Raw genomic sequence first — 14,048 nt, 5'->3', positions numbered from 1 at the left:
AATCCATTGTCGTTATCTTGGGTCAGACGCTTAGAACGTCTGGCCGAGGGAGAATTGGAACACTTGAGTTTCAGCGTCATCCGGTTTCTTGATCGGCATCGCCAGGGCGAAGCTCAACGGACCCAGTGCGGTGACCCAGGTCACGCCGACACCTACGGAACTGGCCATGTTGCTCAGGCTGATGTCGTTGCACTTGGTGTTGGACGAGGAACCATTGGCGTTCGTAGTGTCCTTGCACTGCGAGTCAAACACGTTACCGACATCCCAGAAGACCGAAGTACGCAGGGAACGCTGATCCTTGACGAATGGCAGCGGGAACAGAACTTCTACACCGCCCTGGATCAGGACGTTACCACCGAACGGCAGTGGATCCTGGTCCGGGTCAGCGATAGTGCCAGGGTTGTTACCACGGCTCGGCGTACTGCGCGGGCCGAGGGTGCTGTCCTTGAAGCCACGAACCGAGTTGAAACCACCGGCATAGTAGTTTTCATAGAACGGCAGACCATCGGTCGAACCGTAACCATCGCCATAACCGAGTTCGGAGTGCAGGCGCAGTGTGTAGTTTTCGGTGATCGGCTGGAACAGCTGACCACGGTAGTCAAGTTTGAAGAACGACAGGTCGCTGCCAGGAATGGTGGTTTCCAGGGTCAGGCTCTGGGAACGACCACGGGTCGGCAACACGCCTTTGTTCAGGGTCGACTCGGACCAACCGGCCGAGGCCTTGAAGTTCAGGTAGTTGTCGCCTTCCTTCTCGACGAAGTCGAAAATCTCGTCAACGGTATAGCGACCGGTGTTGATCTTGTCCTGCTGGGCAGACAGACCGAAGGTCAGACGCGATGTTTCGCTGATCGGGTAGCCGACGTTCACGCCCGCACCGAGGCTGTCTACCGCATAGCTGGAAATATCGGCATCGAGTTCATCGTAGTCGGTGGTGCGATAGAACGCGTTGTAACCCAGGCTCACGCCGTCGGCGGTCCAGTAGGGGTCAACGTAGCCGAAGTTGTAGCGGCTCTGGTATTCGCTGCGGGTCAGGCCGATGCTGACGCGGTTACCGGTACCCAAGAAGTTGTTCTGGGTGATCGAACCACCGAGGATCAGACCGGCGCTCTGGGCGAAACCAACGCTGGCGGTGATCGAACCGGAAGCCTGTTCTTCAACGGCGTAGTTCACATCAACCTGGTCGTCGACGCCAGGCACCGCCGGGGTTTCAACGTTGACTTCCTTGAAGAAGCCCAGGCGCTCCAGACGGGTCTTGGACTGGTCGATCAGGTAGGTCGAAGCCCAGCCACCTTCCATTTGACGCATTTCACGACGCAGCACTTCGTCCTCGGACTTGGTGTTGCCACGGAAATTGATGCGGTTTACGTAGGCACGCTTGCCCGGATCGACAGCGAAGAGGATGTCCACAGTGTGGTCATCATCGTGCGGCTGAGGCACGCCGTTGACGTTGGCGAATGTGTAGCCTTCGTTACCCAGACGACGGGTGATCAGCTCGGAGGTGGTGGTCATCAGCTTGCGCGAGAACACCTGGCCCTTCTGCACGAGCAACAGCGACTTGATCTGGTCTTCAGGGACTTTCAGGTCACCGCTGAGCTTGACGTCACGAACGGTGTACTTCTCGCCTTCGGTGACGTTGACAGTAATGTAGACGTGCTTCTTGTCCGGGGTAATCGATACCTGGGTCGAAGCGATGTCCATGTTGATATAGCCGCGGTCCAGATAGTAGGAACGCAGACGCTCCAGGTCACCGGAAAGTTTTTCGCGGGCATATTTGTCATCGTTCTTGAAGAACGACAGCCAGTTGGTGGTTTTCAGTTCGAACAGGTCGGTCAGGTCTTCCTCAGGGAAAACCGTATTGCCTACCACGTTGATGTGCTGAATGGCGGCAACGGTACCTTCGTTGATCTTCACCTTCAGACCCACGCGGTTACGCGGCTGCGAAACCACTTCGGTGTCAACGGTTGCCGAGTAGCGACCCTGGGCGACGTACTGACGTTGCAGTTCGTTACGCACACCCTCGAGGGTGGCGCGCTGGAAGATTTCGCCTTCGGCCAGACCGGATTGCTTGAGGCCTTTCATCAGGTCTTCAGTGGAAATCGCCTTGTTGCCTTCGATTTCGATACTGGCGACCGATGGACGCTCGACCACGGTGATGACCAGAACGTTGCCTTCGCGGCCCAGCTGGATATCTTGAAAGAAACCGGTTTTGAACAACGCACGAGTGGATTCCACCAGGCGACGATCATCCGCCTGCTCGCCGACGTTCAACGGCAAGGCACCAAAGACGCTACCCGCGGAGACCCGCTGGAGGCCATTGACGCGAATATCAGAGATAGTGAAGGACTCGGCGTGAACTTCGGCGATCATCAATACGGTGAGAACCGCAGTTAGCAGCAGACGTTTCATGAAGTCCTTTCTTATTCCAACTGGCAATAAACAAACTGCCGCAAAATGCGGCAGATTCGCAATTCAGCGAAGCGTTACAGTCGACCCAGATCGTTGACCAGAGCAAGCAACATCACCCCGACCACCAAACTGATACCGATCTGTATCCCCCAACCTTGCACCCGATCCGACAAGGGGCGACCACGCACCCACTCGATCAGATAAAACAACAAATGCCCCCCATCCAGTACAGGAATGGGCAGCAAATTCAGAACGCCCAGGCTAATACTCAGATAAGCAAGGAAATTCAGGAAATCAGCGACGCCCGACTGGGCAGAAGCGCCCGCCACTTTAGCAATGGTTATCGGTCCACTCAAGTTTTTTACCGAGAGCTCGCCGAACAGCATTTTCTTCAGTGAATCCAGCGTCAGAATGCTCATGGTCCAAGTGCGACGGGCACCCTCGCCAATCGCGGCCAGCGGGCCATAGCTGACTTCGCGGATCATTTCCGGTGGCCAGTCGATGGCTTTGACGCCAGCGCCCAGATAACCGCTTGGCGATTTGCTTTCACCGCGCGCCGCCAGGGTCACAGGGACGTCGATTTGAGCATTGTCGCGCTCGATGCGCAGCATGATTTTGGTATCAGGACGCGTACGAACGGTATCGACCACTTGCTGCCAGTCATCGAGCGGCTGGCCATTAAGCGCCAGCAAGCGATCGCCGGTTTTCAGCCCGGCGGCCTGGGCCGGACCTTTCGGGTCCAGCTCGGCAAGCACCGGCGGCAAGGCCGGACGCCAAGGACGAATGCCCAGCGAGCGGATCGGATCCGGCTCGTCGGCACCTTTGAGCCAGTTATCCAGTGCCAGCGTGCGGGGCGACTCGGCAGTCGAACCCTGCTCGCGCACCAGCAATTGAATGGCACCGCTTTCACCGAGACGACGCACCAGTTGCAGATTGACCGCAGCCCAACCGGACGTTGGCTCGCCATCGATCGAGACGATCTCCTGACCCGCGTTCAGACCAGCTTTGGCGGCAATGCTGCCAGACTCGACCGCGCCGATGACCGGACGCACCTGCTCGCTGCCGAGCATCGCCAGCACCCAGAAGAACACCAGCGCCAGCAGGAAATTGGCAATCGGGCCGGCGGCAACAATAGCAATGCGCTGACGTACCGATTTGCGATTGAACGACTGATCGAGCTGATCGACCGGCACTTCGCCTTCGCGCTCGTCGAGCATCTTGACGTAGCCGCCCAGCGGAATCGCGGCGACCACGAACTCGGTGCCTTGCTTGTCATGCCAGCGCAGCAACGGCATGCCAAAGCCCACGGAGAAACGCAGAACCTTGACGCCACAGCGACGCGCGACCCAGAAGTGGCCGAATTCGTGGAAGGTGACCAGCACACCCAAGGCGATCAGGGTGCCGGCAATCATATAGAGCGCGCTCATCTACTTTCTCCGCAATCCTGTTCAGTGTCGCGTGTCGCCGTTGTGTTGCAAAAACTATCGGCCGTGCCGACTCAACCATTGCTCGGCCAGCAATCGCGCTTTCGCGTCCGCCGTAAATACGGCATCCAGATCGTTCAGCGCCACCACCGGCTCCAGATTCAAGACTTCCTCGATGATACTCGCGATTTCCAGGTAGCGAACCCGTCCGTCGAGAAACGCTGCAACCGCCACTTCATTGGCCGCGTTAAGCATCGCCGGCGCGCTGTCGCCAGCTTCGGCCGCCTGACGGGCCAAACGCAGGCAGGGGAAACGGCTTTCATCGGGCGCTTCGAAATCCAGTCGTGCAATGGCGAACAGATCAAGTGGCGCTACGCCGGAATCGATACGCTCCGGCCAGGCCAATGCGTTAGCGATCGGTGTGCGCATGTCGGGGTTGCCCAATTGCGCCAGCACCGAGCCATCGACGTAATCCACCAGAGAATGGATCACGCTCTGCGGATGAATCACCACTTCGACCTGAGCCGGCCTGGCATCGAACAACCAGCAGGCTTCGATCAGTTCCAGGCCCTTGTTCATCATGCTCGCAGAATCCACGGAGATCTTGCGCCCCATGGACCAGTTCGGATGTGCACACGCCTGCTCAGGCGAAACATGCGCCAGCTCGGACATCGGTGTCTGCCGGAACGGCCCGCCAGAGGCTGTCAGCAAAATCCGTCGCACACCCACCGAGCCCAAGCCGCGGGCGAAATCCGCTGGCATGCATTGAAAAATCGCATTGTGTTCGCTGTCGATCGGCAGCAGTACCGAACCGCTTTTGCGCACGGCCTGCATGAACAGAGCGCCGGACATCACCAGCGCTTCTTTATTGGCCAGCAGAATCTTCTTGCCCGCCTCGACCGCCGCCAGTGTCGGACGCAGCCCGGCCGCACCGACGATGGCCGCCATTACTGCATCGACTTCGGGCGCGGAGGCAACCTGACACAGGCCCTCCTCGCCTACCAGGACGCGAGTCGGCAAACCGGCTGCACGCAAGTCATCCTGCAAACCGCGCGCTGCGGCCACTTCAGGCACCACGGCAAACTGGGGCACATGACGCACGCACAACGCGAACAACTCACTGAGGCGCGTGAAACCACTCAATGCGAAAACCTGATAACGCTCAGGATGACGCGCAATCACATCAAGGGTGCTCAGACCGATCGAACCGGTCGCACCCAACACCGTAATCTGCTGGGGACGACTCACGGTGCGGCCATCCAGAGCAATACGGCGAACACCGGAATGGCCGCGGTCAGGCTGTCGATGCGATCCAGCACGCCACCATGCCCGGGCAGCAGATTACTGCTGTCCTTGATGCCGGATTGGCGCTTGAACATGCTTTCGGTAAGGTCACCGACCACGGAAATGAAGACGATCACTGCAGCGCCGATCAGGCCTTTGAGCAGCTCGGCCACGGTCCAGTCGCGCACCAGCCCGACAATCGCGGTAATCACCAGACTCAGCGCCAGACCACCGTACACGCCTTCCCAGCTCTTGCCCGGGCTGACCTGCGGCGCGAGCTTGCGCTTGCCGAACTTGCGCCCGGAAAAGTAAGCGCCGATGTCCGCGCCCCAGACCAACACCATCACCGCCATGATCAACCAGTTACCCAGCGGGTACTGCTTGATCTGCACCAGACCCTGCCACGCAGGTAGCAGGATCAGCAGACCAATCAGCAGTTTGGTCGCCGCTGTGGACCAGTGCGCGCTCGAGCGTGGATACGTCAGCACCAGATAAGTCGCAATCGCCCACCAGATTACCGATGCACCGAGCACCCAAGGCGCAAGCCCGGGCAGCACGTACATGACAAACAGCATCAAGGCGACCACGGCGGCAAAGCCGACGCGGAACGACTGTGCGGTGAAGCCGGCCAGACGCGCCCATTCCCACGCACCGAGACTGACTACCAGACCGATGAACAGCGCGAAGCCGGCACCTTTGAGCAGGAAAAAACCGCACAAGGCGATCGGCAGCAGGATCAGTGCAGTGATGATTCGTTGTTTAAGCATTAAACCCGGGCTCCAGCTTCGACCTGTTCGCTCGTTTTACCGAAGCGACGCTGGCGTGAAGCGAAATCGGCCAGCGCGGTGCGCATGGCGTCGTGTTTGAAGTCCGGCCAGAACAGGTCGGAGAAGTACAGCTCGGCGTAGGCCAGCTGCCACAGCAGGAAGTTGCTGATGCGATGCTCGCCACCGGTGCGGATGCACAGGTCAGGCAACGGCAGATCGCCGGTGGCCAGACAGGTCTGCAGCAGATCCGGGGTGATGTCCTCCGGGCGCAAGTGCCCGGCCTGGACTTCACGCGCCAGACGCTGCGCGGCCTGAGCGATATCCCATTGGCCGCCATAGTTGGCGGCGATCTGCAGGACAAAGCGGTTGGCACCGACCGTCATGGCCTCGGCCTCGCGCATCGCCGCCTGAAGCTCAGGGTGGAAGCGCGAGCGATCGCCAATGATGCGCAGGCTGATGTTGTTGTCGTTGAGACGCTTGGCCTCACGACGCAGCGCCTTGAAGAACAGATCCATCAAGGCACTGACTTCATCGGCCGGGCGCTGCCAGTTTTCACTGGAGAAGGCGAACAGGGTCAGGACTTCGACCTTGGCCTCAGCGCACACCTCGATCACCGCCCGCACAGCATCCACGCCCGCTTTATGCCCGGCGACACCCGGCATAAAGCGTTTTTTCGCCCAGCGATTATTGCCATCCATGATGATCGCGACATGGCGCGGCACCGCGGACGGCGCAGTCTGCTTGGTCTTGTCCATTTAAAGCTCGACCCTTATACGGCCATCAGGTCTTTTTCTTTCTCGTCCGTGGCCTTGGTGATCTGGGCCTCGGATTCTTTGGTCAGCTTGTCGATATCAGCGATGGCACGACGCTCTTCGTCTTCGCTGATTTCCTTGTCCTTGACCAGTTTCTTCAGCTCGCCCAAGGCATCACGACGGATGTTGCGCACAGCAACGCGCGCGTCTTCCGCTGCGCTGCGCGCCTGCTTGGTGAAGCCTTTGCGCGTTTCTTCGGTAAGGGCAGGCATCGGGATCAACAGCAACTCGCCCAGATTGGTCGGGTTGAGGTTCAGACCGGCGCTCTGGATTGCCTTGTCGACGGCAGCGAGCATGTTGCGCTCGAAGGCCACAACCTGCAGGGTGCGCGAATCTTTCACGGTGACGTTGGCAACGCCGCTCAGCGGAGTGTCAGTGCCGTAGTAAGGCACCATGACGCTGCCGAGGATGCTCGGGTGAGCCTTGCCGGTACGAATCTGGCCGAACGCGTGGTTCAGAGATTCCAGGGATTTCTGCATACGCGCTTGGGCGTCTTTCTTGATTTCGTTGATCATTGTTGGCCTTCCTCGATCAAAGTCCCTTCAGCGCCGCCGTGCACGATGTTCAGCAGGGCGCCGGGCTTGTTCATGTTGAATACGCGCAGCGGCATCTTGTGATCGCGGCACAGGCAGATGGCAGTCAGATCCATTACGCCCAGCTTGCGATCCAGTACTTCATCATAAGTCAGATGATCGAACTTCTCGGCATGCGGGTCTTTGAACGGGTCTGCGGTGTACACGCCATCAACCTTGGTGGCCTTGAGCACTACGTCGGCGTCGATTTCGATTGCACGCAGGCAGGCTGCCGAATCCGTAGTGAAGAACGGATTGCCGGTACCGGCCGCGAAGATCACGACGTCTTTGGAGTTCAGGTGACGCATGGCTTTGCGGCGATCGTAGTGATCGGTCACACCGACCATGGAGATGGCGGACATGACGATGGCCGAGATATTGGCACGTTCCAGCGCATCGCGCATGGCCAGGGCGTTCATCACAGTGGCCAGCATGCCCATGTGGTCGCCCGTGACCCGATCCATACCGGCTTTGCTCAGGGCTTCGCCACGGAACAGGTTGCCACCGCCGATGACCAGACCGACCTGGACGCCGATGCCGACCAGCTGGCCGACTTCCAGCGCCATGCGATCCAGCACCTTCGGATCGATCCCGAACTCTTCCGAGCCCATCAGGGCCTCGCCGCTAAGCTTGAGTAGAATGCGTTTATAGCGAGCCTGATAACCACTGCCCTGCTGAGCCATTGCGAATCTCTCCTGCGGCGTATTTAAAATTCTTTGCGAGCTGTTTACAGCTGGCGTTCACTCTAGCTTGGCGCTGCTGCAGCGCCATCGGAACATGGCTTTGTAAGTCAGTTCCGGGTGGAAACCAAATAAAAAATTGGTACCCCATCTGAAAAGAGGCTGCGCGCGTTAGCGGGCAGCCTCTTTCGGGCGACAGTTGAAAAACTGTCTTATTGCTTGGCGGCAGCCAGCTGGGCAGCAACTTCTTCAGCGAAGTTGTCGACCGGCTTCTCGATGCCTTCGCCTACTTTGAAGTAAGTGAAGGAAACGATTTCAGCGCCGGCTTTCTTGGCCAGCTCGCCAACCTTGACTTCAGGGTTCTTGACGAACGCCTGCTCGACCAGGCTCGCTTCTGCCAGGAACTTGCTGATACGGCCTTTGACCATGTTCTCAACAATGTTTTCTGGCTTGCCTTTGATCTTTTCTTCGTTCAGCTGCAGGAACACAGCTTTCTCACGCTCGATCGCTTCGTCGGAGACTTGCGAAGGCAGCAGGAACTCAGGGTTGCTTGCAGCAACGTGCATAGCGATGTCTTTGGCCAGCTCGACGTCACCGCCTTTCAGGACAACAGCAACACCGATCTTGTTACCGTGCAGGTAGGTGCCGACAACGTCACCTTCTACGCGTACCAGACGACGGATGTTGACGTTCTCGCCGACTTTGGCAACCAGCGCTTCACGAGCCGTTTCCTGAGCGGCGATCAGCGGAGCTGCGTCGGTCAGTTTTTCGTCGAAAGCTTTTTCTACGCTGGCAGCAACGAAGTTCTTGAAATCGTCTTGCAGGGCCAGGAAGTCGGTCTGCGAGTTGACTTCCAGCAGCACGGCTGCCTTGTCATTCGATTTGATGGCGATTGCGCCTTCAGCGGCAACGTTGCCAGCTTTTTTCGCAGCCTTGATGGCGCCCGAAGCACGCATGTCATCAATGGCTTTTTCGATGTCGCCGTCAGCCTTTTCCAGGGCTTTCTTGCAATCCATCATGCCTTCGCCGGTACGCTCGCGCAGTTCTTTGACCAACGCTGCAGTAATTGCTGCCATTTTCAAATTCCTCTTGGATAGGTTTTCAACCATTCCACCCGATCGAACGGGCGTTCAATTCTTCCCGAACCACCCATGTTGGCTGCCGCACATGACAAATACAGACGTGGGCGCCGACAAATGGTTTTCGAGGTGGCAAAAAGGGGGCCAAGCCCCCTTTTTGCTTACTGAGTCAACGCCAGGGGCGTCGATTACTCAGCTGCAGCCTGAGTTTCTTCAGCTGCGAATTCAACAGTACCGCCAGCAACGTTGTTGCGACCGCGGATAACTGCGTCAGCCATCGAACCCATGTACAGCTGGATAGCGCGGATGGCGTCATCGTTGCCTGGGATGATGTAGTCAACGCCTTCCGGGCTGCTGTTGGTATCGACAACGCCGATGACCGGGATGCCCAGCTTGTTGGCTTCGGTGATCGCGATGCGCTCGTGGTCAACGTCGATCACGAACAGTGCGTCTGGCAGACCGCCCATATCCTTGATGCCGCCCAGCGAACGATCCAGCTTCTCAAGATCACGGGAGCGCATCAGCGCTTCTTTCTTGGTCAGCTTGGCGAAAGTACCGTCTTCGGCTTGAACTTCAAGGTCACGCAGACGCTTGATGGAAGCACGAATGGTCTTGAAGTTGGTCAGCATGCCGCCCAACCAGCGGTGATCGACGTACGGCGAACCGCAACGTGCTGCTTCTTCAGCAACGATCTTGCCAGCGGAACGCTTGGTGCCGACGAACAGAATCTTGTTTTTGCCCTGGGCCAGACGCTCTACGAAAGTCAGAGCTTCGTTGAACATTGGCAGGGTTTTTTCAAGGTTGATGATGTGAATCTTGTTACGCGCGCCGAAAATGTACTTACCCATTTTCGGATTCCAGTAACGGGTTTGGTGACCGAAGTGCACACCGGCCTTCAGCATATCGCGCATGTTGACTTGGGACATGATAGTTCCTTGATAAGTCGGGTTTGGCCTCCACGTATCCCAATGACCAACCAGAGGCATAAAGCCCAAGGCACCCAGGTCATCGTGTCGACACGTGTGTGGATTTAAGCTTTTCGGGGCATCCCCGGAAAGCGGCGCATTTTATACCACAGGGTGCGCAGAAACGGAACCCGGAATCTGTATTCGCACCGGCGACATGGGCGCAGCCCCCTTGGAATCGGCTCGATGGGCACCATTGTATAGACACAAGCCAGACATGCAGGCGCGGATTTGCGCCTCTCGTCTGTTAGAATCGCGTTTTTCAGGGTCGCAAAAATACACCTGCCACCCAATTCGTATCCGTAAGCGCCGCCGAGCGCAGAGAGAGCCTGTATGACCGTCAACCTCAAAACCCCCGAGGACATCGCTGGCATGCGTGTCGCCGGCAAACTGGCCGCCGATGTGCTGGAAATGATTGCCGAACATGTCAAACCGGGCGTGACCACTGATCAGCTCAACCAGATCTGCCATGACTACATCGTCAACGTGCAGCAGGCCATCCCTGCCCCGCTCAACTACAAGGGCTACCCGAAGTCGATCTGCACTTCGATCAACCATGTGGTCTGCCACGGCATTCCGAATGACAAGCCGCTGAAAAACGGCGACACCCTGAACATCGACGTCACAGTGATCAAGGACGGCTACCACGGCGACACCAGCCGCATGTTCCACGTCGGCGAAGTGCCGGTCTGGGCCGAGCGCCTGTCGCAGGTCACTCAGGAATGCATGTACAAGGCCATCGAGATCGTCAAACCTGGCTGCCGCCTCGGCGACATCGGTGAAGTGATCCAGAAGCACGCGGAAAAGAACGGTTTCTCGGTGGTGCGCGAGTTCTGCGGCCACGGCATCGGCAAGGTCTTCCACGAAGAGCCGCAGATCCTGCACTACGGTCGCGCCGGCACTGGCATGGAACTGAAGGCAGGCATGACCTTCACCATTGAGCCGATGATCAACCAGGGCAAGGCCGACACCAAGGTTCTCGGCGACGGCTGGACCGCGATTACCAAGGACCGCAAGCTCTCGGCACAGTGGGAACACACCCTGCTGGTCACCGACACCGGCTACGAGATCTTCACCTTGCGCAGCGATGACACCATCGCGCGCATCTCGGCCTGACACCCAGAACGCTCCCAGCCTATAGAAGGAAAGCCAATCGATGCCGCAGGTGGATCCCGAACTCTTCGACCGCGGCCAGTTCCAGGCTGAACTGGCCCTTAAAGCGAGTCCCATCGCGGCGTTCAAGAAGGCGATCCGCCAGGCTCGCGAGGTCCTTGACACGCGTTTTCGCAATGGCCGCGACATCCGCCGGCTGATCGAAGACCGCGCCTGGTTTGTCGACAATATCCTGCAAAAGGCCTGGGAGCAGTTCAACTGGAGCGAAGACGCCGACATCGCCCTTGTGGCAGTGGGCGGCTACGGTCGCGGCGAGCTGCATCCCTATTCCGACATTGATCTGCTGATCCTGCTCGACAGTGCCGACCACGAAGTTTTCCGCGATTCCATCGAGCGTTTTCTGACGCTGTTGTGGGACATCGGTCTGGAAGTCGGCCAGAGCGTGCGCTCGGTCGACGAATGCGCAGAAGAGGCCCGCGCCGATCTGACCGTCGTCACCAACCTGATGGAAAGCCGCACCATCTGCGGCCCCGAGCGTCTGCGCCAGCGCATGCTCGACGTCACCAGCACCGCGCACATGTGGCCGGCCAAGGAGTTCTTCCTGGCCAAGCGAGCCGAGCAGAAGGCTCGTCATCACAAATACAACGACACCGAATACAACCTCGAACCGAACGTCAAAGGCTCGCCCGGCGGCCTGCGCGATATTCAGACAATCCTCTGGGTCGCCCGCAGACAGTACGGCACCCTGAACCTGCGCGCCCTCGCCGGCGAAGGTTTTCTGGTCGAAAGCGAAAATGCCCTGCTCGCCTCCTCCCAGGAATTTCTGTGGAAAGTGCGCTATGCCTTGCACATGCTCGCCGGTCGCTCCGAAGACCGCTTGCTGTTCGATCATCAACGCACCATTGCCGGCCTGCTTGGCTTTGAAGGAGACGACGCCAAACAGGCGGTCGAAAACTTCATGCAGCAGTACTTCCGCACCGTGATGAGCATCGCCCAACTGAGCGATCTGATCATCCAGCACTTCGAGGAAGTCATCCTCGCCCCGGAAGACGAAGCGCCGCCGCAACCGATCAACTCGCGCTTCCAGTTGCATGACGGTTACATCGAGGCGCGCAATGACAATGTGTTCCGCCGCACGCCGTTCGCCATGCTGGAAATTTTCGTGCTGATGGCCCAGCAGCCGGAAATCAAAGGCGTGCGCGCCGACACCATTCGTCTGCTGCGCGAACATCGTCATCTGATCGACGACAACTTCCGTAACGATATCCGCAACACCAGCCTGTTCATCGAGCTGTTCAAGTGCAAGATCGGTATCCACCGCAATCTGCGGCGGATGAACCGTTACGGCATTCTCGGGCGCTATCTGCCGGAGTTCGGTTTTATCGTCGGGCAGATGCAGCACGACCTGTTCCACATTTATACGGTCGATGCGCACACGCTGAATCTGATCAAACACCTGCGCAAACTGCAGTACACCCAGGTCTCGGAGAAATTTCCGCTGGCCGCCAAGCTCATGGCCAAGCTGCCCAAACCTGAGCTGATCTACATGGCCGGCCTGTACCACGACATCGGCAAGGGCCGGCATGGCGATCACTCGGAGATTGGCGCGGTCGATGCCGAGGCGTTCTGCCAGCGCCATCAGTTGCCGGTGTGGGACAGCCGCCTGATCGTCTGGCTGGTGCAGAACCACCTGGTGATGTCCACCACTGCGCAGCGCAAGGATCTGTCCGACCCGCAGGTGATCCACGATTTCGCCCAGGCGGTCGGCGACGAAACGCGCCTCGACTACCTCTACGTGCTGACCGTGGCCGATATCAACGCGACCAACCCGACGCTGTGGAACTCATGGCGCGCCAGTCTGCTGCGCCAGCTCTATACGGAGACCAAGCGCGCCCTGCGCCGGGGCCTGGAAAACCCGGTGGATCGCGAAGAACAGATTCGCCAGACGCAAAGCGCCGCGCTGGACATTCTGGTGCGCGGCGGCACCGACCCGGACGACGTCGAGCAGCTGTGGGCGCAATTGGGCGATGACTATTTCCTGCGCCACACCGCCGGCGACGTCGCCTGGCACAGCGATGCGATCCTGCAGCAACCGGTGGATGGCGGGCCGCTGGTGCTGATCAAGGAAACCACCCAGCGCGAGTTCGAGGGCGGCACGCAGATCTTCATTTATGCACCGGACCAGCACGACTTCTTCGCCGTGACCGTGGCGGCGATGGACCAGCTCAACCTGAACATTCACGACGCCCGGGTCATCACCTCAAGCAGCCAGTTCACCCTCGACACCTACATCGTGCTCGACAACGAAGGCGAATCGATCGGCGACAACCCGGCGCGGATCAAGCAGATCCGCGAAGGCCTGACCGAAGCGCTGCGCAACCCGGACGACTACCCAACGATCATCCAGCGCCGTGTGCCGCGCCAGCTCAAACACTTCGCCTTCGCCCCGCAAGTAACGATCCACAACGACGCCCAACGTCCAGTGACCGTGCTGGAGCTGACCGCGCCTGACCGGCCGGGCCTGCTGGCGCGGGTCGGAGGGATTTTCCTCGAGTTCGACCTGTCGCTGCAGAACGCCAAGATTGCGACCCTGGGCGAGCGCGTGGAAGACGTGTTCTTCATCACCGACGCGCACAACCAGCCGCTGTCCGATCCGCTGCTGTGCAGCCGTCTGCAAGATGCGATCGTCGAACAACTGAGCGTCAATCAGGAACCGGATATCAAACTTTCGCGGATCAGTATCTGAATCACCCGTTTATCCCTGTGAATGCAGCCCATGCTTTCCTCCGGTACATACAATCCCCTGTGGCGAGGGGATTTATCCCCGTTGGGCTGCGAAGCAGTCGTAAAACCTGTGTATGCGGACATTCAGTTGAACCGCAGTGATGGTTTTGGGGCCGCTGCGCAGCCCAACGGGGATAAAGCCCCTCGCCACAGAAAGCTCTT

Annotated in this window: 11 protein-coding genes; 2 read left to right on the top strand and 9 right to left on the bottom strand. The window is 58.7% G+C overall.

What is annotated here, in order from left to right:
• Positions 1-30: 30 nt before the first annotated feature.
• From bamA to rpsB, 9 genes are all read right to left on the bottom strand, one after another.
• The gene (gene bamA / locus J2Y39_RS00815; RefSeq protein ID WP_041478127.1) at positions 31-2,406 is read right to left on the bottom strand and encodes an outer membrane protein assembly factor BamA; all 2,376 of its coding nucleotides are present in this window, start codon (positions 2,404-2,406) and stop codon (positions 31-33) included.
• Positions 2,407-2,480: 74 nt separating this feature from the next.
• Positions 2,481-3,833 carry a sigma E protease regulator RseP gene (gene rseP, locus J2Y39_RS00810; RefSeq protein ID WP_310214448.1) on the bottom strand — a complete coding sequence of 451 codons (1,353 nt, stop codon included), beginning with the start codon at positions 3,831-3,833 and terminating at the stop codon, positions 2,481-2,483.
• 54 nt (positions 3,834-3,887) lie between these two features.
• Positions 3,888-5,078: a 1-deoxy-D-xylulose-5-phosphate reductoisomerase gene (gene ispC, locus J2Y39_RS00805; protein WP_310214445.1), complete on the bottom strand. Its 1,191-nt coding sequence runs from the start codon at positions 5,076-5,078 to the stop codon at positions 3,888-3,890.
• A complete protein-coding gene (locus tag J2Y39_RS00800; RefSeq protein WP_016771474.1) occupies positions 5,075-5,881 on the bottom strand; it encodes a phosphatidate cytidylyltransferase in 807 nt (268 codons plus the stop codon). The genes ispC and J2Y39_RS00800 overlap by 4 nt, the downstream gene beginning before the upstream one ends.
• Positions 5,881-6,636 (bottom strand): polyprenyl diphosphate synthase, encoded by a 756-nt coding sequence (gene uppS / locus J2Y39_RS00795; protein ID WP_016771475.1) that lies wholly within the window; start codon positions 6,634-6,636, stop codon positions 5,881-5,883. The genes J2Y39_RS00800 and uppS overlap by 1 nt, the downstream gene beginning before the upstream one ends.
• A gap of 14 nt (positions 6,637-6,650) precedes the next feature.
• Positions 6,651-7,208, bottom strand: coding sequence for a ribosome recycling factor (frr, locus tag J2Y39_RS00790; RefSeq protein WP_007954771.1), 558 nt, complete (start codon positions 7,206-7,208; stop codon positions 6,651-6,653).
• Positions 7,205-7,948, bottom strand: coding sequence for a UMP kinase (gene pyrH / locus J2Y39_RS00785; RefSeq protein ID WP_003222124.1), 744 nt, complete (start codon positions 7,946-7,948; stop codon positions 7,205-7,207). Before pyrH ends, frr begins: the two co-directional genes overlap by 4 nt.
• Before the next feature lie 209 nt (positions 7,949-8,157).
• Positions 8,158-9,021 (bottom strand): translation elongation factor Ts, encoded by an 864-nt coding sequence (gene tsf / locus J2Y39_RS00780; protein WP_095180487.1) that lies wholly within the window; start codon positions 9,019-9,021, stop codon positions 8,158-8,160.
• A 191-nt stretch (positions 9,022-9,212) separates the two neighbouring features.
• Positions 9,213-9,950 carry a 30S ribosomal protein S2 gene (rpsB, locus tag J2Y39_RS00775; RefSeq protein ID WP_003222119.1) on the bottom strand — a complete coding sequence of 246 codons (738 nt, stop codon included), beginning with the start codon at positions 9,948-9,950 and terminating at the stop codon, positions 9,213-9,215.
• A 372-nt stretch (positions 9,951-10,322) separates the two neighbouring features.
• Here rpsB and map point away from each other — a divergent pair, with 372 nt between their 5' ends.
• Both map and J2Y39_RS00765 read left to right on the top strand, forming a co-directional pair.
• The gene (gene map / locus J2Y39_RS00770) at positions 10,323-11,105 is read left to right on the top strand and encodes a type I methionyl aminopeptidase (protein WP_056783207.1); all 783 of its coding nucleotides are present in this window, start codon (positions 10,323-10,325) and stop codon (positions 11,103-11,105) included.
• A 40-nt stretch (positions 11,106-11,145) separates the two neighbouring features.
• The gene (locus J2Y39_RS00765; RefSeq protein ID WP_016771478.1) at positions 11,146-13,848 is read left to right on the top strand and encodes a [protein-PII] uridylyltransferase; all 2,703 of its coding nucleotides are present in this window, start codon (positions 11,146-11,148) and stop codon (positions 13,846-13,848) included.
• Positions 13,849-14,048 lie beyond the last annotated feature (200 nt).

Origin of the sequence: Pseudomonas sp. 2957 (genome assembly GCF_031456345.1) — a bacterium.
GTDB classification, from domain to species: domain Bacteria; phylum Pseudomonadota; class Gammaproteobacteria; order Pseudomonadales; family Pseudomonadaceae; genus Aquipseudomonas; species Aquipseudomonas siliginis.
The sequence above is the reverse complement of the archived record's forward strand: the minus strand, read 5'-3'. Positions and strand labels throughout refer to the sequence as shown.